Raw genomic sequence first — 25,452 nt, forward strand, 5'->3', positions numbered from 1 at the left:
TAAGAGTTGCGAACCCGACCGGAATCCCCCGTTAGATCCGAGTTTCCGGCGACCGCCGGCCGACGTATCTCCCCGTGCGCGGCCCCTCGGCCGACGATGTGCTCGAACGTGTCGAGTTTCTCATCGGCTCGCCGGGGGCTCCCGCGCCGGGGATTCCGGCTCCGCGCGTCTCCGCCCGGGGTCGGCCATTCCCTGCGCGCCGCGCGGTCCGTCTCCGCCCACCTTCGCAGTATACAAGAGGTGTCACGCTGAATGACGGGCATGAACGTCGCAGACGCCATGACGCCCCGGTCGGAGCTCGTCGTCGTCGAGATCCCCGGGAGCCGCAACGACGTGTTGGAGTACATTCAAGAGTACGGCTTCTCCTCGGTGCCGGTCGTGAAAGACGTCGACGGCGACGAGGTGTACCGCGGGCTCGTCACGCGCGACGACCTGATCGAGCAGCCGGACGAGGACCAGCTCGCGCTGCTGATGCGCGAGGTGCCGACCGTCGGGGCCGACGACGACATGGTCGAGGCCGCCCGGACGATGGCCGGGGAGGAGTCGCGGCGCCTCCCCGTCGTCGACGGCGACGAGCTTGTCGGCATCCTCACCGTCACCGACGTGGTGCGGGCGATCGCTCGCGGCGAGGTCGACGGGGAGACCCAGGTCGGCGAGCTCGCGACGCGCGCCGTCAACGCGACCCACGCCGGCACGCCGCTGCCGGTCGCCGAGCGCGAGATCGGGCTCTCCGGGGTCCCGTACGCGGTCGTCCTCGACGACGAGGCCGCGGTCGCGGGGATGCTCACCGAGGTCGACATCCTGGAGGTCGCCCGCGTCGTCGAGGGCGAGGCCAGCACCGGCGACTCGATCGCCGAGGAGGACTCCGAGTGGTCCTGGGAGGGGATTAAGGCAACCGGCGCGCGCTACCTCCCGACCCGGAACGTCGAGATCCCGGCCGAGGCGGTCCGCCACTTCATGACCGAGGACCTGATCACGGTCAACGCCACGCGGACGGCGCGGGAGGTCGCCCAGGAGCTCATCAGCAACGACATCGAGCAGGTCCCGCTCGTCTCCGGCACGGACCTCGACGGGATCGTCCGGGACGTGGACCTGCTGGAGGGGCTGTAGATGGCCGCGGACGCGCTCGCCGAACTCGCGAAGCGACGCGGGTTCTTCTTCGGCTCGAACGGCGCGTACGGCGGCACCGCCGGCTTCTACACGTTCGGGCCGCAGGGCGCCGCCCTCAAGCGGAACGTCGAGGACGCGTGGCGCGACCGGTTCACCATCCGCGAGGGGAACCGCGAGATCGAGGCGCCGACGGTGATGCCCGAGGCCGTCTTCGAGGCCTCCGGCCACCTGGAGGGGTTCGACGACATGCTCGTCGAGTGCCCCGAGTGCGGCGAGTCCCACCGCGCCGACCACCTCGTCGAGGACGCCACCGACGTCGAGGACGCCGAGGCGCTCCCCGGCGAGGAGGTCGCCGAGCTGATCGCCGACGCCGGGATCGCCTGCCCGGCCTGCGGCACCGAGCTCGCCGGCCAGCCGGTCGAGGCGTTCAACCTCATGTTCGCGACCGACATCGGTCCCGGCGACGCCCAGCCCGGCTACCTCCGCCCGGAAACGGCGCAGGGGATCTTCGTCGAGTTCCCGCGGCTGAAGGAGTACGCCCGCGGGAACCTCCCGTTCGGCATCACCCAGGTCGGCCCCGCCTACCGCAACGAGATCTCGCCGCGCGGGGGGCTCCTCCGGCTCCGCGAGTTCACGCAGGCCGAGCTCGAGCAGTTCGTCGACCCCGAGGAGGACGAGCCGCCGCTCGACCGCGTCCGCGACGTGGAGGTCCGGCTGTACCCCGCGACCGAGCAGGAGGCCGACGACGGCGACTACCTCGACACGACGGTCGGCGAGGCGGTCGACGAGGGCGTCATCGGCTCCCCCTGGGTCGGCTACTACCTCGGCGTCGCGCAGGAGTGGTACGAGCGCGTCGGCGTCGACCTCGACCGGTTCCGGTTCCGCCAGCACCTCGCGGGCGAGCGCGCCCACTACGCGGCCGACTGCTGGGACGCGGAGAGCGAGGTCGACGGCGACTGGATCGAGATCGCCGGCTTCGCGTACCGCGGCGACTACGACCTCTCGAAGCACGACGAGTACGGTGACGACGCGTTCACCGTATTCAAGCGCTACGACGAGCCGAAGACGGTCGAGCGCGCGACGGTCGACCCCGACATGTCCGTGCTGGGGCCGGAGTTCGGCGGCGACGCGGCCGCGGTCGCGGACGCGCTCGAAGCGCTCGCCGAGCGCGACCCGGACGCCTTCGACGGCGAGACGGTCGAGGTGACGGTCGGCGAGGGCGACGACGCGGAGACCCACGCGGTCGACGCCGACGTCGCGAACTTCTCCGTCGAGGAGGTGACCGAGAGCGGCGAGCACATCACGCCCCACGTCGTCGAGCCCTCGTTCGGCGTCGGTCGCACCGTCCAGACGCTGCTGGCGCACGCCTACGAGACCGACGAGGTCGACGGCGAGGAGCGGACGTACCTCTCCCTGGCGCCCGAGGTCGCGCCGCAGGACGCCGCGGTCTTCCCGCTCGTCACCAACGACGACCGCCTCACGGCGCTCGCCGACGAGGTCGCGGCCGACCTGCGGGCCGCGGGGCTCGCGGTCGCGTACGACGACTCCGGCTCGATCGGCCGGCGCTACCGTCGGCAGGACGAGGTCGGCACGCCGTTCTGCGTCACGGTCGACCGCGACGGCATCGAGGGCGACGACCCCGACACCGTCACGCTCCGCGAGCGCGACTCCGCGGCGCAGGTCCGGATCCCCGTCGCGGACCTCGCCGCCGAGCTGACGGCGCTGCGCGAGGGCGAGCCGTTCGCCGCGGTCGCGGACCGGTACGACGCGGTCGACACCGACGTCGAGACCGCGGGGAACTGAGGGCGTGACGCTCCCGGCCGCGGCGTGGCGCGAGCGCGTGGAGTTCGAGCGGCGACTGGTCCACGCGAGCGGCACGCTGTACCCGGTCCCGTACCTGCTGGGCTGGATCTCGTGGCGCACGACGGGCCGGCTGCTCCTCGTGAGCGTCGCCGTCGCGGCCGTCCTCGAAACGCTCCGACTATCGGGGTCGGTCGGCCCGCTCGACCCGCTGTACGACGCGCTCGTCCGCGACTACGAGTCCGACAGCGTCGCGGGCTACGCGCTGTATCAGGTGAGCATGGCCGGCACCGCGCTCGTCTTCGCGCCGGTGTTCGCCGTGCCCGCGATGTGGATGCTCTCGGTCGGCGACCCGATAAGCGGCGGCCTCGGCGAGAACGCGGCGACCGAGCCGAAGCGGATCCCCGTGGTCGCGGCGATGGTGTTCGTCTGCTTCGGGATCGCCGTCCCGTACGCGATCCCGGCGTTCGGCCCCGACCCGGGCGTGATCGTCGCGCTCGCGGGCGCGGTCCCCGCCGCGGTCGCGGACGGGCTCCCGCCGCTCGTCCGCGGCGTCGCCCTCGACGACAACCTCACCATCCCGCCCGCCGCCGCGAGCGGGATGTTCCTCGCGGCGGCGCTGATCGCGTAGCGGGGTCGACTGAGACTGCGTAGTGCGGTCGCTCGACTCCGCTTAGTTTGAGCGGCGACGGCGCCGTCGCTCGCCGAATCGGGCTGAGAGAAGCGCCGAGGCGGAGATTTGAACTCCGGTGTCCGAATGGACAGTAGATTTCGAATCTACCGCCTTGGCCAGGCTAGGCTACCTCGGCTCACTATTCGGTTGGCCGGTTCCGCTGTTATGCGTTTCGATCGCGCCCGCGGCGCGGTGCTCCGATCGCCGCCGACCGCGCCGGGGTCCGGGCGCCCCCGTCAGCCCCGCGGTCTCCGCTTCCGGCAACGCTTTTCGGCCCGGCTCCCATGCGGTCGGTATGGACGTCCCCGAAGCGGCCGACGCCTGTTCTCGCGTCGTCGACGAGGTCGGCGGCGCCGTCGTCGCCGACCGCGAGTTCCTCGACCGCGTCACGCTCGGCATCCTCGCCCGCGGCCACGTCCTCCTGGAGGACGTGCCGGGCACCGGCAAGACCCTCTCGGCGCGCTCGTTCGCGACCGCGCTCGGCTTGGAGTTCTCCCGGATCCAGTTCACGCCCGACCTCCTGCCCGCCGACGTCACCGGCACCAACGTGTTCGACGAGCGCGACGGCTCCTTTACCTTCTCGCCGGGACCTATCTTCGCGAACGTCGTCCTCGCCGACGAGATCAACCGCGCGCCGCCGAAGACGCAGGCGGCGCTGCTGGAGGCGATGGAGGAGGGGCAGGTGACCGTCGACGGCGAGACCCACGAGCTGCCGAGTCCGTTCTACGTGATCGCCACCCAGAACCCGGTCGAGAGCGAGGGCGCGTTCCCGCTGCCGGAGGCCCAGCTCGACCGGTTCACGATCAAGACCTCCATCGGGTACCCGGACGAGGACGGCGAGCTGGAGCTGCTCCGGCGCCGGGCCGGCCGCGTCGAGCAGTCGCCGACGGTCGACCGCGTGCTCGACCCCGACGCCGTGGCGGCGCTGCGGGAGGTGCCCGAGTCGGTCCGCGTCGACGACGACCTGCTGCGCTACGCGGCGGCGCTGGCGCGGGCGACCCGCGAGGACCGCCGCGTCGAGGCCGGCGTCTCCCCCCGCGGCACCCAGCGGCTCTTCGAGACCGCCCGCGCGGCGGCGGTCGTCGCCGGCCGCGAGTTCGTCACGCCCGACGACGTGAAGCGCGTCGCGGAGCCGACGCTCGCCCACCGCCTCGTGTTGACGCCCGACGCCGCCGTCAACGACGTCGACGAGCGCGACGTGATCGCCGACGTGCTCGACCGCGTCGCGGTGCCGACGGTCGAGCCGCCGGAGGCCTGAGGCGCTCTCCGGGCCGCGGCGCCCCGGCTACTCCGCGTCCCGCTCCGCCAGCAGCTCCGTCGCCGTGAGCAGCGACGCCAGCTCCGCGTCGTGCTCTTCGAGCAGCTCCGCGGCGCCCTCCTCGCGGTCGACGACGACCAGCACGCGGTCCACGGTCGCGCCCGCCTCGCGGAGCGCCTCGACCGCGTCGACCGCGGACTGCCCCGTCGTGGCGATGTCCTCGATGACGACGACCTCCTCGCCGTCGTCGAGCCGCCCCTCGATCCGGTTGCCCGTCCCGTACTCCTTCGCCCGCTTGCGCGCGATGACGTACGGGCGGCCGAGCTCCGCGGCCGTGACGGCCACCAGCGGGACCGCGCCGAGCGCGACGCCCGCCAGCTTCGCGTCCGTCTCGGCGAGCCGGTCGGCGAACGCCTCGGCGACGAGCGTCAGGGCGTCAGGGTCGGTCTCGAAGAGGTACTTGTCGACGTAGTAGTCGCTCGTGCCGCCGTGGGACAGCTCGAACTCGCCGAACCGGACGGCGTCGGCCGCGGTGAGCGCGGCGATCAGCTCGCGTCGTCGGTCGTCGGTCATACACGGAGACGGACCGCCGCCGACAATAAACGGGTCGGAACGCGGAGGGCTACCGCTCGTCCCCGCCGTCGAGCCCCGGAGCGCTCCGCTCCGCCGCCGGGAGCACGAGCGTCACCGTCGTCCCCTCGCCGTCGAGCCCGGGGCCGAACCGGATCTCGCCGCCGTACGCCTCAACGACCCAGGCGACGATCCACAGCCCGACGCCGGTGTTGTGCCGTAGCTGCGTCACCTCGCTGTCGCCGGTGATCACGTCCCGGACCGCGGCCGCGATCCCGGGGCCGTCGTCGGCGACGCGCACCGCCACGACCCCGTCGTCCGGGTCGCGCTCGGCGGTCACCGCGACGCGCGGGGCGTCCCCGCCGTGCTCGACGGCGTTCTCCACGAGGTGGTCGACGGCGACCGAGAGGCGGTCGTCGCCGCGCACCGCGGTCCCCGCCGGCGCGTCGGCGGTGATCCGGGCGTCGGGCCGCTCGGCCGCGTGCTTCGACGCGACCTCGTCGACGACCTCGGCCACGTCGACCGCGTCCGGGTCGGTCACGTACCCTTCCTCCACGACGCGGCGGAGCGTGGTGGCGCCGTCGGCGACGCCCGCCAGCCGCTTGCCCGTGGCCTCGATCCGCTCCGCGAAGTCGCCGACCTGCCCGTCGTCGCTGCGGTCGGCGATCTCGCCGGCGAAGCCGAACACGACGTTCAGCTCGTTCCGGACGTTGTGCCTGAGGATCCGGTTGACGATCCGCACGTACCGCTCGCGGCGCTTCCGGTCGGTGATGTCCGTGTAGATCCCGAACGCCCGCCGGGTCCCCTCCGTCTCGTAGCTGAACCCGCGGAAGAGGAACTCCCGCGGGCCGTCCACGGTCTGCCGGCGGACCTCGCGCGTCGCGAACCCGCGCTCGCGGACCAGCGCGTCGAGGTCCGCCTCCTCGTCGCCGTCGCGCTCGCTGTCCCCCAGCCGGTCGTCCTGGATGTCCAACGCGCCGATCGTCCGGCCGCGGAGCGACGCCTCGTCCGCGCCGAACTGCTGCTCGAACGCGGGGTTGACCCCGTCTATCACCGTCTCGTCGTCCTCCAAGACGACCTCCATCACCGGGTCGGGGATCCGGTCGAACAGCCGCCGGAAGCGGTCGCGCTCCGTCGACAGCTCGGTCTGCGTCCGCCGGAGGTCCGTCGTGTCGCTCAGCGACCCGACGACGCCGCCCCCGTGGTCGGAGAGCCGCGACAGCCGCAGCTGGCCGTGCCGCGGCCGCGGGTCGCCGTCGCGCTCGGCGGTCAGTTCGATCGTCCGGGCCGGCGCGGGGTCGCCGCCGGCGTCGGCGATCGGGTCGGTGAGCGCCCCGACCGCGTCGGCCACCCGCGGCGCGTCGGCCGCGTCGACGAGCGCGTCGAGCCGCTCCCCGACGACCTCGTCGCGGTCGTCGGCCCCGAACCACGCGACGAACGGCGCGGTGGCGTACGTGACGGCGCCGTCGCCGTCGAGCACGCACACCATGTCGTCGACGTTCTTCAGCGCGTCCTCGTAGGTCCGGAGCCGGCGGCGGCGGTCCGCGGCGTCCATCGCGGCGACCGCGTTCGTCGCCAGCAGTTCGAGGACGGCGACGTCGTCCTCGCCGAAGGCGCTCGGTTCGACGGCGCCGACGACGACCACGCCGTGATCGCCGAGCGGGACCGCCGCGACGGAGCGCATCCCGTGGTACGACCGCCCGTCGCCGAGCGCCTCGATGTCGTCCATGACCCGCGGGTCGCCCGATTCGAACACCCCGCCGGTGAACCCCTCGCCGGGGCGGCGCGGCCCGCGGCTGTCGGCGAACCGGTCGCCGACCCCGTCGCTCGTCGCGACCAGCCGGAGCCGGTCCGCGTCGGCGTCGTACAGCCGTACGCCGCTGATCTCGTACCCCAACACCTCGTCGGCGGCCTCGACCAGCCGGTCGGCGACGGCCTCCCTGCCGTCGGCCCGCTGGATACCCTCCACGGTGCCGAGGAGCCGTTCGAGGATCCGCTCGCGGCGCTTTCGCTCCGTGACGTCCGCGAAGAACACGGAGAGCCCGTCGGGCGAGGGGTACGCGGTCACTTCCGTCCACAGGTCCAGCGGCTCGTAGTAGCTCTCGAAGGAGACGGACTCCTGCGTCTCCATCGCCCGCCGGTAGTTCGTCTCGTACTCCTCGCCGATCGCCGCCGGGAACTCCGCCCAGACGTCGGCGCCGAGCAGCTCGTCGGGGTCGCGCTCTAACAGCGCCGCGGCCCGCTCGTTGACGTAGGTGAACCGCCAGTCGTCGTCGAGCGCGAAGAAGGCGTCGTCGACCCGTTCGAGGGTTTCCTCGAATCGGTCGACGGCCGCCTCGCGCTCCTCGCGGGCGACTCGCCGTTCGAGCGCCCGCCCCAACCAGTCGGCGAGCAGCTCGACGAACAGCCGCTCGCTCTCGTCGAACGGCCGGCCGCGTCGCTCCGGGTCGAGGAAACAGAGCGTCCCGAACGTCTCGTCGTCGACGACGACCCGGCCGCCGACGTAGCTGCCGAAGCCGAACGCCTCGTAGGCCGGGTCGTCGCCGAGGCCCGCCGCCTCGGGGTCGGTGAACGCGACCACGTCGTCGCTCCGGACCGTTCGCTTACAGTAGGTCAGGTCCAGCGGCAGCGTCCCGTCGTCGTCGTCGAGCGCGCCCTCGGCGAGCGACGCCACCGTCCCGGTCCCGTCGCTGTACTGCCGGAGTTCGATCCGGTCGCCCTCGACCCGCGAGGAGTAGCCGATTGAGAGGCCGAGCCGGTCGCGCCCCAGCGCCAACAGCTCGTCGAGCTTCTCGTCGAGGTCAGTCGTCCGGTCCGAGACGATCCGAATGAACGGTTCGAGGGCGGCCTCGCGCTCCCGACGCGGCGTGTCGTCGGGTCGTCGGCCCTCCCGCCCGGCGTCGAGGCGGTCCGCGAGCGTCTCGGCGTCGGCCGCCAGCCGGCGCCCGGAGGCGTACTCGACCCCGAGCCGGCCCGCGTCGATCGCCGCGTCAGGGTCGTCTTCGACGGTGTACGCGAGCGTCGTCGCGTCGGGGTAGCGGTCGCGGACCGCCCGCAGCCGGTCACGCACGGCGCGGCCGCGCTCGCCCGCCGCCCCGTCGCGCAGCCGGACGATCACCGCGTCCGGGCACCCGACGCCGTCGCCGTCGCTCTCCCGGTCGCCGTGCGGGACCGTCCGAGTCCCCTCCGGGAGGGTCCCCCACGCGGCGTCGACCGGCTCTCCGAGATGGAGCGTCGACTCACCAGGCATCTGTCGCGGGCGTGCGTCGCGGTCGTCCGCGGCGGGGGCTGTCTGCGGCCGTCATCCCGGCCGCGGTCCTCTCGCCTCTCGTCGCCGGACCGGAGGGACGGCCGGCTCGCCGACCCCGTTCGGCTCGGTGCCCTCCCGGCTCGTCGCGTCGGTCATCGGCTCTGCTACGAACGTCCCCCTCATAATCGTTCCCTCCCCGTTTTCGGAATCGATAGCGGCGGTGCCTCGCCGCGTCCTGACCGCGGCCGACCGGTCGGCGTCGGCGGCGACGGTCCCGACACGATTTAGGCGGCCCGCTCACAACGCTCCGGTAATGAGCACGCAGGCCGCGACGGCGGACCGGACAGTCGTGATCGGGCTGGAGGTCCACGTCCAGCTCGAGACCGACACGAAGATCTTCTGCGGCTGCTCGACGGAGCCCGCCGAGGACGAGGCGCCGAACACGCGCACCTGCCCGACCTGCCTCGGGCTGCCGGGCGCGCTCCCCGTCCTCAACGAGGCCGCCGTCGAGGCCGCCGTGAAGGTCGGGAAGGCGATCGACGCCGACATCCCCGAGACGACCACGTTCCACCGGAAAAACTACTACTACCCCGACCTCCCGAAGAACTTCCAGCTCACGCAGTACGACGCGCCGATCTGCGCCGAGGGCGAACTGGAGGTCCGCGTCGACGGCGACCCGCGGACCATCGGGATCACCCGCGCGCACCTCGAAGAGGACCCCGGCAGCCTCCAGCACGCCGGCGGCTCCATCGAGTCGGCGAGCCACACCCTCGTCAACTACAACCGCGCGGGCACCCCCTTGATGGAGATCGTCACGGAGCCGGACTTCCGCTCGCCGGCCGAGACGCGGGCGTTCCTCGCCAAGCTGGAGGAGGTGCTGGAGTACCTCGGCGTGTTCGACCCCGGCCGCGACGGGAGCCTGCGCGTCGACGCCAACGTCTCCTTAGTCCCCGCCGAACACGTCGCCGGGGACGGGACGATCGACGGGGACGCGCTCGACGAGGTGAACCGCGCCGAGGTGAAAAACATCTCCAGCCACAAGGGCGCGGAGCAGGCGCTCGCCTACGAGGTCACCCGCCAGGAGAACGTCCTCCGCCGCGGCCGCGAGATCGAACAGGAGACCCGCCACTGGGACGAGGACCGCGGCGTCACCGTCGGGATGCGCTCGAAGGAGGCCGAGAAGGACTACCGCTACTTCCGCGAGGGCGACCTCCCCGCGCTGGAGGTGGCGGACTGGAAAGAGCAGATCGCGATCCCGGAGCTGCCCGACGCCCGCCGCGAGCGCTTCCGCGAGGAGTACGGGCTCGACCGCGAGGCGGCCTCGAAGCTCACCTCCACGAAGGCGGTCGCGGACTTCTTCGAGGACGTGGCCAGCGAGTTCGACCCCGACCTCGCGGCGACGTGGGTCGCCGACAACTTACTCGGCGAGCTCAACTACCGCGAGATGCAGATCACGGACGTCGAGGACCGTCTCGACGAGTTCACGCGCCTGATCGAGCTCGTCGCTGCCGACGAATTGACCGTGAAGAACGCCGAGGAGACCGTCCTCCGCGAGATGCTCGACGAGGGCGACGACCCCGAGACGATCATCGAGCGCGAGGACCTCGGCAAGGCCGAGAGCGGCGAGGTCGAGGCCGCGGTCGCGGCCGCCATCGACGAGAACCCCGACGCGGTCGCCGACTACCACGACGGCGACGAGGGCGCGATCAACTTCCTCGTCGGCCAGGTGATGCAGGCGACCGGCGGCAGCGCCGACCCCGGCCAGGTGAACGGCCTGCTCCGCGAGGAGCTGGACGGCTGAGCCGCGGCCGACGCGACCGACAACGCGCCATGGCGATCGTCGAAACCGTCCTGGTCGGCCACGTCAGCGGATTCTGTCTCCTTCTCGCGTGGGCGATCCGCCGCGGCGACGCGGCCGACCTGATAGCCGGCTACGACGGCGACCTGCCGCCCGAGCGCGAGGCCGAACTCGCGCGCGACGCGGCGCGCGTGCTGGTCGTCGCCGCGGCCGCGACGGGCCTCCTCGTCGTCGACGCGTGGACCGGTGCTATCCCGCGGCCCGGCGCGCTGGTGGCGGTCGCCGTCGGCGCCGCGGTCGCGTGGTTCCTCTACACGTGGAACGTCCGCGAGCCGGCCGGCGACTGAGCCGATCCGCCGAAACCGTGCGATTGACGCCGCCGCGCCCGCTACCGCGCACATGGACGTGACCGTCGAGGTCGTCGGCGAGGGGACCGACGAGTACAGCCTCGCCGCCGACGCGACGTACGACGACCTGATCCGCGCGGCGGGCTACCACCCGCAGGAGGCGTCCGCGCTGGTCGACGGCTCGCCGGTCCCGGGCGACCGCGTCGTCGACGCCGCGGAGGTGCGGGTCCTGCGGCTGATCAAGGGCGGAACTGGCCTCCGCGACGCGCCGTGACGGTCGACGAGAGCCTCCCTGACCCGCCCGCGGACGTGACCGTCGAGCCGGCGACGCCCGACGACCGCCTCGACGTCCTCCGGGTCCTCGACGCCGCGATGCTGGAGACCGACGCGGACGCCGTCACTGACCGGATCGACGCGGGTGACGCGCTCGTCGCCCGCTCCGCGCGGACCGACGGCGTCGTCGGCGCGCTGGTCGCCGTGCGACCCGGCCCGGACCGACTCCACGTCGACGCCGTCGCGGTCAGGCGGGCGCGCCGAGGGGAAGGGATCGGCGCCGCGCTCGTCGCGGCCGCGCTCGACCGGGGGGCGTCGGACCCCGCTGTCGCGGCCGTCACCGCGACGTTCGACGCCGAGCTGCGGGGGTTCTACGAGGGCCTCGGGTTCGCGGTCCGCCCGGCGGGAGGGGCGGACGACGGCGCCGACGGACGCTCGGAGCGCCTCGAAGGGCGGATCTCCGCAGACGGTCGCGAGAGGTACTGACCCCCGCGCAAGCGGCGCGTCCGACTCGCGGCTGACTGAGATTTTTCAGTATGGTACGCGTACCCACGCTTCCCACGGATGATGCCCTCAACGTCCGGATCCCTCGATCCCGGTGGTATCGACGTCGAGGCGGTGGACTCGATCGACGGCCCCCCGCCCCGACCGGCCGCGTCCGCGGACGACCGCTCGACCGACGACGAGCGGCCCGTTCCGGACCGACCCGGCCGCGACGGTGCCCGCGCGGCCGAGCGCGACCCGCCGGCGGACCGAGTCGAGCGGCTCGCGGACGAGGTGGCGGCGCTCGAAGCGGAGGTAGCGGCGCTCGAAGCGGAAATCGCGTCGAAGGAGCGGCAGCGCCAGCAGGTGATCGACACCTACGAGTCGATCGTCGCGGCGCAGCGGACGCCCACCGAATCGACCGAGCCGACGCCCACCGAATCGACCGGGAGCGACGGGCGGCGACCGCTCGCCGCGCTCGCGTCTCGCCTCGGGCGGGTCGCGACGTGGCTGCGAGGACGCGAGTAGTCCTTCCTCATCCGCACGCCGCAGAAGCGCTCCGCGCCGTCTCGCCGGCGCGCACGCATTCGACGTTCATTTCCCGGTCGCCCCCGTCCTTACGGGTATGAGCGCGAATTCGCCCGCGGGTTCGGCGGCCCCCTCCCGGGCCGCGGTGACCGACGCATGAGCGGGAAAGACGACTACTACAACCGGTCCAAACAGCAGGGGTACCGCGCCCGGTCCGCCTACAAGCTGAAACAGCTCGACGAGGAGGCCGACCTGCTCGGCCGCGGCGACACCGTGGTCGACCTCGGCGCCGCGCCCGGCGGCTGGCTCCAGGTCGCCGCCGAGGCGGTCGGCGAGGGCGGCACCGTCGTCGGCGTCGACCTCCAGCGCATCGACGAGTTCGACGACCACGACGTGGAGACGATCCGCGGCGACATGACCGAAGAGCGCACCCGCCACTACCTGCGCGAGGCGGTCGGCGAGGGCGGCGCCGACGCGGTCCTCTCCGACATGGCGCCGAACATGACCGGCGAGTACTCCCTCGATCACGCCCGGTCGGTCCACCTCGCGCGGCAGGCGCTCGACACCGCGGACGAGCTGCTCGCGCCCGGCGGCGACTTCGTCGTGAAGGTGTTCCAGGGCCAGGACCTCGACGCCTTCCGCGACGACGTGAGCGAGTCGTTCCAGTACGTGCGGACCGTCTCGCCGCCCGCCTCGCGGGACTCGTCCTCGGAGGTGTACCTCGTCGCGAAGGGGTACACGACCTCCCCGGTCGCCGAGGGCGACCGCGTCGAGGTGACGGTCGAAGAGGAGGGCGACGAGGGCGACGGGATCGCCTACGTCGAGGGATACACGCTGTTCGTCGACGGCGACGTCGGCGAGACGCTCACGGTCGAGGTCACCGACGTGAAGCCCCGGTTCGGGTTCGCCGAGCGCGTCGACGGCGACTGAGCCGGTCGCCCCGGTGGGTCACGCCGCCGGTGAACGGTCGTCGTCCGCGACCGGGGAGATCGGTCAGCTTGCGCCGGCGCGCCTGACCCACTCGCGGAGCGTGAACCGGTCGTACGCCGTCTCCGCGGCGACCTCCCACTCGTCGTCGTCCCACTCGGGGTAGTACGTGTCGCCCTCGTAGGCGCCGTCGACGTGGCTGAGGGCCATCCCGTCGAGGTGCGGCTGGAACAGGTCGTAGATTCCGCCGCCGCCGAGGACGTACGCCGTGCCGAAGCCGGCCTCGGCGACGGCGTCGCGGGCCAGTTCGATCGCCGCCTCGTCGCCGTTCGCGACGCTCGCGGTCGGCACGTCCACCGCATCGACGTTCCGGCTCACGACGATCTGGCGGCTGCCGGGGAGGTCGTCGCGCATCGAGTCGAAGGTGCGCCGGCCCAGGATCACCGGCGAGCCCGCGACGCGCTCGCGGTACTGCCTGACGTCCGCCTCGATGTGGGGCCACGGCACCTCGCCGTCCCTCCCGATCACCCGGTTCTCCGCGAGCGCGGCGACGCTGACGAGCTTCACGGACGTAATAGGGGACGGAGGGGCAAAAGCGGCGCGTCGAGCGCGGTCGTCGGGGTCGAGCGCGGCGGTCGGACCGAACTCAGCCGTCGAGGCCGAGCAGGTCGAACGGGTAGCCGTTGTCCAGTTCGTCGGCGCGCTCGTAGACGACGCGCGCGGCCGCCACGTCCTGGATCGCGAGCCCCGTCGAGTCGAAGACGCTGACGCCGCACACGCCGTCGGCGTCGGCCGGCGTGCCGGGCGTGCCGGGGCGCCCCGCGCGGCGGCCGACGACGATCTCGCCGATCTCGCCGTAGATGTCGTCGTCGGTGAGCGTTCCCGCGGCGTACGGGACGTTGATCTCGCCGGAGTGGGTGCACTGCTCGTGGTCGTCGATGACGACGGTGGCGTCTGAGAGGAGGTCGTCCGCCAGCTCGTGTTTGCCCTCGGCGTCCGCGCCCATGGCGTTGACGTGGGTGTGATCGCCCACGTCGTCCGGGCCGACGATAGGGTCCTCGACGGGCGTGACCGTCGAGAGCACGTCGCAGTGACCGGCCTCGGCGACCGAGCCGGCGCGCACGTCGAACCGGTCCTCGAAGGCGTCGACGAAGTCGGCGACGCGCGCCTCGTCGAGGTCGCTCACGACGACCTCCTCGATGTCCCGGACCGCCGCGACCGCTTCGAGCTGGGTGTACGACTGGACGCCGGCGCCGACGATCCCCATGCTCGTCGCGTCCGGGACCGCGAGGTGATCGGTCGCGACCGCGGCGGCCGCGCCGGTCCGCTTCATCGTCAGCGTCGTCCCGTCGAGGACCGCGAGCGGGAACGCCGTCTCCGGGTCGGAGTAGATCATCGTCCCCATCACGGTCGGGAGGTCGTGGTGGTCGGGGTTGTCGGTGTGGACGTTCACCCACTTGATCCCGGCGGCGTCCCAGCCGTCGCCCTCCTCGGTCTCCTCGGCCACGTCCTCCTCGCGCACGTCGAGGTAGGCCGGCATCGAGCGGAAGTCGCCGTTGTACTCGGGGAGGTCGATGTACGACTTCGCCGGCATCTTCGCGTCGCCCCGCTCGTAGGCCGTGAACGCGCCGCGGACCGCGTCGATCACGCGGTCCATCTCGGCGTTCTCGTCCACGTCGTCCGCGTTCAAGAGCAGCGTCTGCATGTCGCAGAATTTGCCGGCCGCTACTTAGTCCCTTCCGAACCGCCCTCTCGGGCGTCCGCCCGGGCGCCGCCGTCGTCCGAGCGCCCGCCGCGCTCCGCGACCACAACCGCCCGCAGGTCGTTGACGTTCGTCCCGGTCGGTCCGGTGCGGAGCAGCGCCCCCGCGTCGTCGAGCACCGGGTACGCGTCGTGCGCGTCGAGCGCGTCCGCGGCCGCCTCGCGGGTCAGCGGGCCCTCCGGACCGTCGCTGACGAGGCGGTCGTCGACCAGCGCCCCCGCCGCGTCCGTGGCGCCGTCGATCCCGTCGGTGTCGAGGCTCGCGACGACGATCCCCTCGCCGTCGGGGCCCGCCGCGTCGAGTTCGAGCGCCGCGGACAGCGCGAACTCCCCGTTCGGCCCGCCCGTTCCGGGGTCGTCGCCGAGCGTCACCGTCACCTCGCCGGCCGAGAGGAGGACCGCCGGCGGCTCGATCGGCTCCCCGACCGCCCGGCACTCCTCGGCGACCGCCGCGTGCGCCTTCGCCGCCTCCCGCGCCTCGCCGCGCATCCGCGCCGAGAGCACGAGTGGCTCGTACCCCCGCTCGGCAGCGACCTCGCGGGCGGCGGTCAGGGCCGTGCGCGCGTTCGCGACGATCCGGACGTCGACGCCGCCGCCGTCGAACGGTGACTCGCCCGGTCCGGGCGTCTCCGCGACCTCGCCCGCGGCGCCGCCTTCGAGGCGGTCCGCGACGGCGGCGGGCGCGTCGATCCCGTATCGGTCGAGGACGGCGATTGCGTCCCCGAAGGTCGTCGGGTCCGGCGAGAGGGGCCCGCTCGCGATCACGGCCGGGTCGTCGCCGGTCACGTCGCTGACCGCCAGCGCGAGCGCGTCGGCGGGGGCGGCCGCCCGCGCCAGCCGCCCGCCCTTCACCGCCGAGAGGTGCTTGCGGACCGCGTTGATCTCCGAGATGGTCGCGCCGCTCGCCAGCAGCGCGTCGGTCGTCTCGCTGAGGTCGCCGAGCGCGACCCCCTCGGCCGGCGCGGCCAACAGCGCGCTGCCGCCGCCGGTGAGGAGTCCGATCACGAGGTCGGACTCGCCGGCGTCGGCCGCGACCGCGCGCACCCGCCGGGCGCTCTCGACGCCCGCCTCGCTCGGCGTCGGGTGGTCGCCGGGGAGGACCGCGACCCGCTCGGTCTCGACCGGGTCGTCGGTGACGACCGCGCCGCCGTCGATCCGGTCGCCGAGCAGCCGCTCGACCGCGGCCGCGAAGTGGCCCGCCGCGTTGCCCGCGCCGACGACCACGACGCGGTCGTACGCCGCGAGGTCGCGGGCGGTCGCCGTCCCGTCGGCGGCCGCGACGGTCAGCACGTCGCCGTCGAGCGCGAGCGCGTCGGCGACGACCGCGGCGGGGTGCGCCGCCTCGATCCCCGCGACGACGCAGTCGAGCGCGAGCTCGCGGGGCGGGTCGCTCGCGTGTCGCTCGCGGTCGGCGACGGTCACGGACGGGTCGGCGTCTGGCGGACCGGACATCGGCTCTCGGTCGGTATGCGGCCCGTCGCGACAAGAGGGTTCGGTCGACGCGACCGCCGAGCGGTCCGGCTCAGAGGATGTAGCCGGCGGTCGAGAGGACGTAGTACGCCGCGAGCAGCGCCGCGATGACGTACTGGCCGAGGGCGACGTCGCGGCCCTCGCCGATCGCGAGCTTGATGAGCGGGTACGCGACGATGCCGGCCGCCAGCCCGTCGGCGATGGAGTAGGCGAACGGCATCACGGTGACCGTGAGGCCCGCGGAGACGGCCCACGCGGGCTCGCTCCAGTCGACCTCGACGAGCCCCTGGAGCATCATCACGCCGACGACGATCAGCGCGATGAAGGAGGCGTACGCCGGGATCGCGGCGACGACGGGGATCACGGCGAGCGACGCGAGGAAGAGCGCGGCGACGACGAGGGCGGTCAGCCCGGTGCGGCCGCCCTCCTCGACGCCCGTCGACGACTCGATGTACGTCGTCACGGTGGAGGTCCCGAGCACCGCGCCGAACGTGGTCCCGACGGCGTCGGCCATCAGCGGTTTGTCCATGTCGGGGAGGTCGCCGTCGTCGTCGAGGAAGTCACCGAACTGCGAGACGCCGATCAGCGTCCCGGCGGTGTCGAAGAAGTCGACGAAGAAGAACGTGAACACGACCAGGACGAACGTGAGCGGGTCGATCCCGGAGAGCCCGCTGAGGAACGCTCCCGCCAGCGGCGTGATGTCGTACTGCGCCGAGGGGAGCGTCTCGGGGGTCACGGCGCCGCGCGCGAAGAACCCGCCGAGGGTGAGCGCCCACCCCGCGATTGCGGTGGTGAGGACGCCGACGATGATGGCGCCGGTGACGTTCCGGGCCCACAGCACGAACGTGAAGACGAGCCCGAGCACGCCGAGGATCGCCCACGGGTTGGCGAAGACGTTCCCGAGCGCGACGAGCGTCGCCTCGTCGTTGACGACGACCTGGAGCTCCTGGAGGCCGATGAACAGCAGGAACAGCCCGATACCGGCCCCGACCGAGCGCTTCACCGGCTCGGGGAACAGCCGGATGACGTACTCGCGCGCGCCGACCGCGGTGAGCGCCATGAACACGACGCCCTCCACGAAGACGGCCGCCAGCGCCGTCTGCCACGGGATTCCGAGCCCGAGCACGACCGTGTACGCGAAGAAGGCGTTGAGCCCGAGCCCGGGCGCGAGCCCGAACGGCCGGTTCGCGTACAGCGCCATCACGGCCGTCCCGATGGCCGCCGAGAGGATCGTCGCGATGGCGATCATCTGGAACACCTCTCCCTGCCCGTACCCCTCGATCTGGATCGCCTCAGAGAGGATCGCGGGGTTCACGACGATGATGTACGACATCGCGAGGAACGTCGTGAGCCCGGCGACCAGTTCGGTGCGGACGTCCGACCCGTGCGACTCCACGTCGAACCGCGCAGCCAGCGTGTCTGAAAGCCCCATTGAACGCGTGGAGGTTCCCGTGGATCGAGTGATAAGCCTTGCTGAACGACGCGAACTATGATCCGCGTATGTGGATCAAAAACTCTCCTAAACGGATTTTTTCCCGAAGAGTATGCGTGAACGTGGCTATTCGAACGTCGTGAGCGCCCCGACCGGGGCGTCGGTGATCGCTCGCGCGCGGTCCATCCCCTCGTCGCCGACGGCGATGAGCGCGAACACGCCGGTGACGTCGGCGTCGCCCTGGAGCGCGATGTCCAAGAGGAGCTCCTGGGTCTCGCCAGAGCGGATCAGGTCGTCGACGACCAGCACCGTGTCGCCGGCGTCGATGGCGCTCGCGGGGAGGTAGTAGGTGAGCTCGATGCCGGAGGCGAGCCGCTGGCGCGACTCGATGAACTCCTCGACCGCCGTCTCCTTCGACTTCTTCGCGTACGCCAGGCGCGCGTCGAAGAACGAGGCCATCGCCGCGCCGAGCGTGATGCCGTCGGTCGCGGCCGTCAGCACCACGTCGGGCGACTCGAACTCGAACGTCTCCGCCGCGACCGGCGCCACGAGGTCGAGGAACGACTGGTCGAAGACCACCCCGGAGTTGTCGACGTACCCCTCGTCGTCGAACTCGACGCGCGCGACAAGCTCGTCGGCGAGCGCCTCGCGGCCGACCGACTCGACGACCTCGCTCGCGCGGTCGGTGCCGGGCAGCACGTGGCCGTTCACGTAGCGGTTCAGGTCGCCCGCGGGCAGCCCCGTCACGTCCGACAGCTCCTCGTACGTTCGCGTCTCCTTCAGCATCCGCAACACGGCGACCGCCTGTAGCTGGAGGGCCGCCTTCTCTGCGCGGTTCATACGGATGATCGCGATCGCACAAATATGAATACGTCGAAGTCAGACGCCTATCGAATACCCACGTGTGTGGGTCTCACGCCTCGGGCGCGTCGAAGAAGACCGCCGGCTCGTCGATCGCGACCTCGACGTGGTCGCGGTCGTCGAGGGGGCGCAGCCGCACGGTGAGCGCGCCCGCCGCCTCGGCGGCCGCGCGCAGCGCGTCGAGGTCGTCGCTCCCGAGGTAGGTGGGCACGCACAGCGCCACCTGCGCGGACTCGTCGGTGGCGACCACCAGCCGGTACGCGACCCCCTCGGCGGCGCCCGCGTACACGTCGACGCCGTCGATCGCGGCGTCCTCGACCGCGGCGAGCGCGTCGTCGAACTCGGAGCCGGGCAACAGCACGTCGATCCGGGCGGCGTCCGCGACGGGGTTCACCTGCCCGGGGTGGCCCGCGATCGCGGTCCAGCCGCGCTCGCCGTACGCCGCCGCCGTCGACTCCGCGTCCGCCTCGACCGTGTCCCACTGCGGTCCGGGATCGGGTCCGTCCATACCGCCCGCCTACCGCCGGGGGCCCTACATACCCGTCGGTTTCCGCTCGCGCCCGGCCCGGCGAGTCCGGCGGCGCTCGCCCCGGCGACTCGGCCCCGCTACTGTCAGCCTGACGCGGGCAGTCGGTCCCGAAAGGGGCCGCGTCTGCCGGTAGGTTCATAACGCTCTATCGTATGAGATCGGCTATGCCTACTGACAACGACAACCACGTCGACAGGCGGACGGTGCTCAAGTACGCCGGAACGGCCGGTGCGGTCGGTCTCGCGGGCTGCGCCGGCGGCGGCGACGGCGGCGACGGCGGCGACGGTTCAGACGGCGGTGACGGCATGGACGGCGGCGACGGTTCCGACGGGTCGGATGGCTCCGACGGCGGCGACGGCGGCGACGACACGTTCGAACTCGGCGTCACCATGGGCCAGATGGACTCCGGGCTCGACCCGCAGGACCACGCCGAGACGAACACCGAGATCATCGTCGGCCAGCTGTACGAGGGGCTCCTCGACCGCGACAAGCAGGGCGGCATCATCGCCGGCCTCGCGGACGAGTGGGAGCGCACCGAGGACGGCGACGTCCGCTTCATGCTGCGCGACGGCCTCACGTTCCACAACGGCGACGAGGTCACGCCGCAGGACGTGCGGTACAGCATCCGGCGGATCGTGTTCGAGGACGTCGGCATCGCCAGCCCGCAGTCGAACGACCTCGGGCCGGTCACCGAGGTCGCGACCGGCGACGGCCAGGTGACCGTCTCCTTCGACGGCTACAACCCGATCGCCTTCCAGCTGTTCGCGACGAACGGCCCGGTCGTCCAGCAGTCGTGGATCGAGGAGAACGGCAGCGACTACATCAACCGGAACGCCAACGGGACGGGGCCGTTCCGCCTCGCGAACTACGAGTCGGGCAACCAGGTCGTCTACGAGCCGAACGAGGAGTACTGGGACGGCGCGCCCGAGGTCGACGAGCTCACCATGACCGCCTCCAGCGAGTCGAGCACGCGAGTCAACCAGCTGCTCGCCGAGGAGACGGACATCGTGACGAACGTGCCGCCGAACGAGGTCTCCCGGGTGAACGGCTCGGACGTGGCGACGATCAACTCCGTGCCCAGCGCGCGGATCATCTTCCTCCAGATGCGGTACGACGTGGAGCCGTTCTCCAGCCAGCAGTTCCGGCAGGCGATGAACTACGCCGTCGACGTCGAGAGCATCATCGAGAACGTGCTCAACGGCTTCGGGAACATCACCGGCCAGCCGACGCTGGAGGGCCACGTCGGCTACAACCCCGACATCGACCCGTACCCGTACGACCCAGACGAGGCGGAGCGGCTCGTCGAGGAGTCCGGCCACGCGGGCGTCGAGATCACGCTCCAGACCCCGATCGGTCGCTACCTCCGCGACGTTGAGATCGCGCAGGCCGCGGCGAACCAGATCGACTCGCTGTCGAACGTCTCCTGTGAGCTGCAACAGCGCGAGTTCTCCTCGCTCGTCCAGGACATCACGACGGGCAACATCGAGGACAAGCCGCACTTCAACCTCCTCGGCTGGGGGAACGGCGAGTTCGACGGCAGTCAGACCATGACGCCGCTGATGGCCTCGAACGGCGCGCTGACGATCCTGAAGAACGACGACCTCGACGCGCTGCTCAACGAGGCCGAGACGACGCAGGACTCCGAGGAGCGCGTCGAGATCCTCCAGCAGGCGAACCAGCTCGCCCACGACCTCGCGCCGTGGGTGTTCATGCACCAGCAGTTCAGCGTCTACGGCGTCTCGAACGAGATCTCGTGGGAGCCGCGGGCCGACGAGTTCATCGACCCGGACACCGCCACCCGGCAGTAACGCGCCCGTCATCTCCCAATATCGTTATTAATGTCATTCGGAAGATTCGTACTCAAAAGAAGCCTCCAGGGGATCGGGGTCGTCTGGGGCGTCGTCACCGTCGTGTTCGCGCTCCGGTTCGTCACCCCCGGCAGCCCGATCAACGCGGTGGCACCGCTCGACGCGTCACAGGAGACGCGACAGGCGATCGCGGCCGAGCTCGGCCTCGACCAGCCGCTGTACATCCAGTACGGGCGGTACGTCTTCGAACTGCTTCAGGGCGACATGGGCCGGTCGTACATCCGCGGTCAGGAGGTCACGACGCTCGTCTTCGAGCGCCTGCCCGCGACGATCGAGCTCGCCGTCGCCGCCAGCATCGTCGCCATCGTCCTCGCGATCCCGCTCGGCGTGATCAGCGCGACCCGCCGCAACGAGCCGGTCGACTACGGCGCGACCCTGCTGTCGCTCGGCGGCATCTCGACGCCGAACTTCTGGCTCGGGATCATGCTCATCCTGATCTTCGCCGTGGAGTTCAACGTCTTCAACACCAGCGGCCGCGGCGCCGACGTCGGCGACGTGGCGCTGTCGGCAATCACCGCCGAGCCGTTCGTCGGCACGCTGTTGACCTGGCTCGCGTACATCACGTTGCCGGCGATCGCCTTGGGGACCTACTTCATGGCGCTCATCACCCGACTGACGCGGTCGGGCATGCTCGACGAGCTCAGCAAGGGCTACGTCCAGGCCGCGCGGGCCAAGGGGCTCCCGCGGACCCTGATCCGGTACAAGCACGCGCTCCGGAACACGCTGATCCCCGTGATCACCGTCCTCGGGCTCCAGCTCGGGACGCTGATCGGCGGCGCCGTGATCACGGAGGCGGTGTTCTCGTGGCCGGGGCTCGGCACGCTGGTCATCGAGAGCATCAACCAGCGCGACTGGCCCGCGCTCCAGGGCAGCCTGATCGTCATCGGGACGAGCTTCGTCCTCGTCAACATCCTCGTCGACGTGGTGTACGCCTACCTCGACCCGGAGGTGGTGACCGACTAACATGGTCTCTTCACGTGTCATACGCAATCTCAAGAAGGAGTTCAGAGGTAGCGGGCTCGCGAAGCTCGGGCTGGCGCTCGTGGTGGTCATCGTGTTGACCGCCGCGTTCGCCCCGTTCGTCGCGCCCCACAACCCGACCGAGCAACAGCTCAACGAGAGCGAGCTACCGCCGCTCGGCTTCTCGCAGACGGCCGAGCGGACCTCCTCGCAGATGGTCGACGGCGAGATCCAGACCGTCACCGAGGAGGTGGAGATCACGGCCGACCCGGACCACGTGTTCGGGACCGACGGACTCGGCCGCGACATGTTCTCGCGGGTGGTGTACGGCGCCCGCACGTCGCTCGTCGTCGGCGTCCTCGGCACCCTGCTGGCGGCGTCGATCGGCGTGCCGGTCGGGCTGCTCGCCGGCTACCACCGCGGGCGCGTCGACGACGCGCTGATGCGGATCGCGGACGTGAGCCTCGCGTTCCCCTCGCTCGTGCTGGCGGTCGCGCTCATCGGGCTGTGGGGGCGCGCGGCGGTGAACGTCCCCGACCCGTTCGTCGCCGCCGGGCTCGCGCCGGAGATGCCCGAGAGCTTCGTGTTGCCGATAACGGTGGTGATCGTCGTCGGCCTCGTCAACTGGGTGTGGTTCGCCCGCGTCGCCCGCGGGGAGGCGCTCTCCTTGCGCGGGCAGGAGTACGTGAAGGCGTCTCGCGCCCTCGGGGCCGACGACAACACGATCATCGTCCGCCACATCCTCCCAAACGCGATCACGCCGATCATCGTCCTCGGGACGGTACAGGTGGCGGCGATCATCCTCCTGGAGAGCTCGCTGTCGTTCCTCGGCTTCTCGGGGACGACGCTGTCGTGGGGCTTCGACATCGCGCAGGGGCGCGACTACGTCTCCTCCGGGCAGTGGTGGATCGCCTCCATCCCCGGGCTCGCGATCATGCTGTCGGTTATCGGGATCAACCTGCTCGGCGACTGGCTGCGTGACGCCTTAGACCCCGGTATCGAGGGCGAAGGGGGTGCCGCATGAGCGACGCCGAGCGGCCGACCGACGAGTCCGCCGCGGCGACCGACGGCGGCGCGACCGACGGCGGCGCGAGCGACGCCGCGACGGCCGACGCCGTCGGCGCTGCCGGCGCGGCCCCGACCGGGCTGCCCGCGGCCGACGACGTGCTGTCGGTCCGGGACCTCTCGACGCGCTTCTTCACCGAGGAGGGGCAGATCAACGCGGTGGAGTCGGTGTCGTTCGACCTCCGGGAAGACGAGATCCTCGGCGTCGTCGGCGAGTCCGGCTCCGGCAAGTCCGTGACCGCGCTGTCGCTCGTCGACCTCGTCGAGACGCCCGGCCGGATCACGGCCGGCGAGGTGTGGTACCGCGACCCCGACCTCGCGGAGGAGTTCCGCGGGACGGGGGCGGTCCACGTCGACGGCGACCACGTCGACCTCCGGACGGTGCCGCCGAGCGTGCGCCGGTCGCTGCGCGGCCCCTCGTTCAGCGTCATCTTCCAGGACCCGATGAGCAGCTTCAACCCCTCTATCACGGTCGGCGAGCAGATCGCCGAGGCGGTCGAGGTACAGCGCCGGGCGCGGGCGAACCCCCGCTCGACGCGCTCGCGGACGCAGGGGTACGGGCTCGGTAAGTACCTCCTCGACGGGCTCGTCCCCGGCCGCGACTACACCAGCGAGGAGAGCATGGAGCGGGCGGTCGAGCTGCTCGGCCAGGTCGGGATCCCCGACCCCGAGGACCGCGTCGACGAGTACCCCGGCCAGTTCTCCGGCGGGATGCTCCAGCGCGCGATGATCGCGCAGGCGCTCGCCGGCGAGCCGGACGTGCTGATCGCCGACGAGCCGACGACCGCGCTCGACGTGACGATCCAGGCGCAGATCCTGAACCTGCTGAAGGAGATCCAGGCCGACCGCGGGATGAGCATCGTGCTCATCACTCACGACCTCGGCGTGATCGCGGAGATGTGCGACCGCGTCTGCGTGATGTACGCCGGCGAGGTCGTCGAGCGCGGCACGCTCGACTCCGTGTTCGAGGACACCGTCCACCCGTACACGCAGGGGCTGCTCGGCTCGATCCCCGACGTGGACGACCCGCGGCCGCGGCTCGAACCGATCGCGGGCAACGTCCCGAGCCTGGTCGACGCCGAGATGGGCGACCGGTGTTACTTCGCGGACCGGTGCCCGAAGGCGATGGAGGCGTGCCTCGACAAGCCCGCGGAGGCGACCGTCGACGCCGCCGCCGACCACGGCGCCACGTGCGTCCTCGCCGAGCGCGAGTACGACCCGGCGGACGCGCTCCCGGACGATCACTTCGACGAGGTCGGCGACGCGGAGGCCGCGACCGACGGGGGTGAGGGCGAATGAGCGACCCGCTGCTCTCCGTCGACGGGCTGAAGAAGTACTACGCGGACGACTCGTCGATCGTCGACCGCCTGCTCGGGCAGGAGTCGGCGAGCGTGAAGGCGGTCGACGGCGTCTCCTTCGACGTGCGCGAGGGCGAGACGCTGGGGCTCGTCGGCGAGTCCGGCTGCGGCAAGTCGACGACCGGCGAGACGGTGTTGCGCCTGCGGGAGCCGACCGCCGGCGAGATCACCTTCGACGGGACCGACGTTCGGGCGATGACCGACCGCGACCTGAACGAGTTCCGCCGGCGCGCCCAGATCGTGTTCCAGGACCCGTTCTCCAGCCTCGACCCGCGCATGACCACCGGCGACATCGTCACGGAGGGGCTCCGCATCCACGACGTCGCCGACCGGGAACAGCGCCGCGAGACGGCCCGCGACCTGCTCGAACGGGTCGGCCTCTCCGCCGACCAGATGGACCGGTACCCGCACGAGTTCTCGGGCGGGCAGCGCCAGCGCATCGGGATCGCTCGGGCGCTCGCCCTAGACCCCGACTTCGTCGTCCTCGACGAGCCGGTGTCGGCGCTCGACGTGAGCGTCCAGGCGCAGATCCTGAACCTGCTCGAAGACCTCCAGGACGACTTCGGGCTCACGTTCTTGTTCATCGCGCACAACCTCGGCGTGGTGCGCCACGTCTGCGACCGCGTCGCGGTGATGTACCTCGGCGAGATCGTCGAGATCGGGCCGGTGGAGGAGATCTTCGACGACCCCGCGCACCCGTACACGAAGGCGCTGCTGTCGAGCGTCCCGCGCGCGAGCACGGAGGCGCGCGACGAGGAGTTCGAGACGCTCCGCGGCGACGTGCCCTCGCCGCGGAACCCGCCGGCGGGCTGCCGGTTCCACACCCGCTGCCCGGAGGCCCGCGCGGCCTGCCGCGAGTCGGCGCCGCCGAGGTACGACGTGGGTGACGGCCGGACGGCGACCTGCTTCCGGGCCGACGACGGCCACGCGTACTGGGACAGCGAGCCGATCGGCGAGAACGCGGCGGCCGGCGACGAGTCGGACGCGCCCGCCGGCGAGCCGGCGGACGACTGATCCGCGCCCGCTCCCGCCGCGGCTGATTCTTTTCTATACTACGGGCCGAACCGGTTCGTCGGTCGTACCTCCGATCGGGAAGCCGCGACCCGGTTATGGTGCCGCTTCCCCTCGGTC

Annotated in this window: 23 protein-coding genes and 1 tRNA gene; 15 read left to right on the forward strand and 9 right to left on the reverse strand. The window is 71.9% G+C overall.

The features are described from left to right. Positions 1–261: 261 nt before the first annotated feature. Genes DVK06_RS14520 through DVK06_RS14530 form a run of 3 tightly spaced genes read left to right on the forward strand, consistent with a single transcriptional unit; the run spans position 262 to position 3,541 of the window. The gene (locus DVK06_RS14520) at positions 262–1,110 is read left to right on the forward strand and encodes a CBS domain-containing protein (RefSeq protein ID WP_121600814.1); all 849 of its coding nucleotides are present in this window, start codon (positions 262–264) and stop codon (positions 1,108–1,110) included. Continuing rightward, complete coding sequence (gene glyS, locus DVK06_RS14525; RefSeq protein WP_121600815.1) at positions 1,111–2,913, forward strand: glycine--tRNA ligase; 1,803 nt, start codon at positions 1,111–1,113, stop codon at positions 2,911–2,913. Positions 2,914–2,917: 4 nt separating this feature from the next. Next, positions 2,918–3,541 carry a dolichol kinase gene (locus tag DVK06_RS14530; RefSeq protein ID WP_121600816.1) on the forward strand — a complete coding sequence of 208 codons (624 nt, stop codon included), beginning with the start codon at positions 2,918–2,920 and terminating at the stop codon, positions 3,539–3,541. 93 nt (positions 3,542–3,634) lie between these two features. Here the strand turns inward: DVK06_RS14530 and DVK06_RS14535 are convergent. Then, positions 3,635–3,719: transfer RNA gene (locus DVK06_RS14535), tRNA-Ser, on the reverse strand. 159 nt (positions 3,720–3,878) lie between these two features. On the opposite strand from DVK06_RS14535, the gene DVK06_RS14540 reads away from it, so the two are divergent. After that, the gene (locus DVK06_RS14540; RefSeq protein WP_053771905.1) at positions 3,879–4,841 is read left to right on the forward strand and encodes a MoxR family ATPase; all 963 of its coding nucleotides are present in this window, start codon (positions 3,879–3,881) and stop codon (positions 4,839–4,841) included. 27 nt (positions 4,842–4,868) lie between these two features. Here the strand turns inward: DVK06_RS14540 and pyrE are convergent, their stop codons facing one another. Together pyrE and DVK06_RS14550 are read right to left on the reverse strand one after the other, a co-directional pair. Next, positions 4,869–5,414 carry an orotate phosphoribosyltransferase gene (gene pyrE / locus DVK06_RS14545; RefSeq protein WP_053771904.1) on the reverse strand — a complete coding sequence of 182 codons (546 nt, stop codon included), beginning with the start codon at positions 5,412–5,414 and terminating at the stop codon, positions 4,869–4,871. 49 nt (positions 5,415–5,463) lie between these two features. Beyond that, positions 5,464–8,661, reverse strand: coding sequence for a PAS domain-containing protein (locus DVK06_RS14550; RefSeq protein ID WP_121600817.1), 3,198 nt, complete (start codon positions 8,659–8,661; stop codon positions 5,464–5,466). Between the two features lie 313 nt (positions 8,662–8,974). Here DVK06_RS14550 and gatB point away from each other — a divergent pair, with 313 nt between their 5' ends. The 6 genes from gatB (at position 8,975) to DVK06_RS14580 (ending at position 13,020) form a co-directional block, all read left to right on the forward strand. Continuing rightward, the gene (gene gatB / locus DVK06_RS14555; RefSeq protein WP_121600818.1) at positions 8,975–10,462 is read left to right on the forward strand and encodes an Asp-tRNA(Asn)/Glu-tRNA(Gln) amidotransferase subunit GatB; all 1,488 of its coding nucleotides are present in this window, start codon (positions 8,975–8,977) and stop codon (positions 10,460–10,462) included. Between the two features lie 29 nt (positions 10,463–10,491). Then, on the forward strand, positions 10,492–10,806 hold the full coding sequence (locus tag DVK06_RS14560) for a hypothetical protein (protein ID WP_053771901.1): 315 nt from the start codon (positions 10,492–10,494) through the stop codon (positions 10,804–10,806). A 52-nt stretch (positions 10,807–10,858) separates the two neighbouring features. After that, positions 10,859–11,080, forward strand: coding sequence for a ubiquitin-like small modifier protein 2 (locus DVK06_RS14565; protein ID WP_121600819.1), 222 nt, complete (start codon positions 10,859–10,861; stop codon positions 11,078–11,080). Beyond that, entirely contained in the window at positions 11,077–11,565 is a 489-nt protein-coding gene (locus tag DVK06_RS14570) for a GNAT family N-acetyltransferase (protein ID WP_121600820.1), read from the forward strand. The genes DVK06_RS14565 and DVK06_RS14570 overlap by 4 nt, the downstream gene beginning before the upstream one ends. A gap of 81 nt (positions 11,566–11,646) precedes the next feature. Next, entirely contained in the window at positions 11,647–12,090 is a 444-nt protein-coding gene (locus DVK06_RS14575) for a hypothetical protein (protein WP_233561752.1), read from the forward strand. Positions 12,091–12,246: 156 nt separating this feature from the next. After that, complete coding sequence (locus tag DVK06_RS14580) at positions 12,247–13,020, forward strand: 23S rRNA (uridine(2552)-2'-O)-methyltransferase (RefSeq protein ID WP_053771897.1); 774 nt, start codon at positions 12,247–12,249, stop codon at positions 13,018–13,020. Between the two features lie 63 nt (positions 13,021–13,083). Here the strand turns inward: DVK06_RS14580 and DVK06_RS14585 are convergent, their stop codons facing one another. The 6 genes from DVK06_RS14585 to DVK06_RS14610 all read right to left on the reverse strand — a co-directional run bounded on the left by DVK06_RS14585 (position 13,084) and on the right by DVK06_RS14610 (position 19,049). Then, positions 13,084–13,584, reverse strand: coding sequence for a dihydrofolate reductase (locus DVK06_RS14585; protein ID WP_121600822.1), 501 nt, complete (start codon positions 13,582–13,584; stop codon positions 13,084–13,086). Positions 13,585–13,663: 79 nt separating this feature from the next. Further along, the gene (locus DVK06_RS14590) at positions 13,664–14,722 is read right to left on the reverse strand and encodes an ornithine cyclodeaminase family protein (protein ID WP_121600823.1); all 1,059 of its coding nucleotides are present in this window, start codon (positions 14,720–14,722) and stop codon (positions 13,664–13,666) included. 20 nt (positions 14,723–14,742) lie between these two features. Then, entirely contained in the window at positions 14,743–16,230 is a 1,488-nt protein-coding gene (locus DVK06_RS14595) for a glycerate kinase (RefSeq protein WP_121600824.1), read from the reverse strand. 70 nt (positions 16,231–16,300) lie between these two features. Continuing rightward, entirely contained in the window at positions 16,301–17,680 is a 1,380-nt protein-coding gene (locus tag DVK06_RS14600; RefSeq protein WP_053771893.1) for an NCS2 family permease, read from the reverse strand. A gap of 126 nt (positions 17,681–17,806) precedes the next feature. Next, a complete protein-coding gene (locus DVK06_RS14605) occupies positions 17,807–18,520 on the reverse strand; it encodes a phosphoribosyltransferase family protein (protein WP_053771892.1) in 714 nt (237 codons plus the stop codon). 73 nt (positions 18,521–18,593) lie between these two features. Next, complete coding sequence (locus DVK06_RS14610; protein WP_121600825.1) at positions 18,594–19,049, reverse strand: hypothetical protein; 456 nt, start codon at positions 19,047–19,049, stop codon at positions 18,594–18,596. Positions 19,050–19,234: 185 nt separating this feature from the next. Between DVK06_RS14610 and DVK06_RS14615 the strand changes: the two genes are divergently transcribed. Genes DVK06_RS14615 through DVK06_RS14635 form a run of 5 tightly spaced genes read left to right on the forward strand, consistent with a single transcriptional unit; the run spans position 19,235 to position 25,335 of the window. Then, entirely contained in the window at positions 19,235–20,878 is a 1,644-nt protein-coding gene (locus tag DVK06_RS14615; RefSeq protein ID WP_121600826.1) for an ABC transporter substrate-binding protein, read from the forward strand. A 30-nt stretch (positions 20,879–20,908) separates the two neighbouring features. Further along, positions 20,909–21,901: an ABC transporter permease gene (locus tag DVK06_RS14620; RefSeq protein WP_121600827.1), complete on the forward strand. Its 993-nt coding sequence runs from the start codon at positions 20,909–20,911 to the stop codon at positions 21,899–21,901. 1 nt (position 21,902) lies between these two features. Further along, entirely contained in the window at positions 21,903–22,922 is a 1,020-nt protein-coding gene (locus tag DVK06_RS14625; RefSeq protein ID WP_053771888.1) for an ABC transporter permease, read from the forward strand. Further along, positions 22,919–24,262 carry an ABC transporter ATP-binding protein gene (locus DVK06_RS14630; protein WP_233561754.1) on the forward strand — a complete coding sequence of 448 codons (1,344 nt, stop codon included), beginning with the start codon at positions 22,919–22,921 and terminating at the stop codon, positions 24,260–24,262. Before DVK06_RS14625 ends, DVK06_RS14630 begins: the two co-directional genes overlap by 4 nt. Next, complete coding sequence (locus DVK06_RS14635; protein WP_121600828.1) at positions 24,259–25,335, forward strand: ABC transporter ATP-binding protein; 1,077 nt, start codon at positions 24,259–24,261, stop codon at positions 25,333–25,335. The genes DVK06_RS14630 and DVK06_RS14635 overlap by 4 nt, the downstream gene beginning before the upstream one ends. The last annotated feature ends 117 nt before the right edge of the window (positions 25,336–25,452 follow it).

This window comes from Halorubrum sp. Atlit-28R, assembly GCF_003665955.1.
GTDB classification, from domain to species: Archaea; Halobacteriota; Halobacteria; order Halobacteriales; family Haloferacaceae; genus Halorubrum; species Halorubrum tropicale.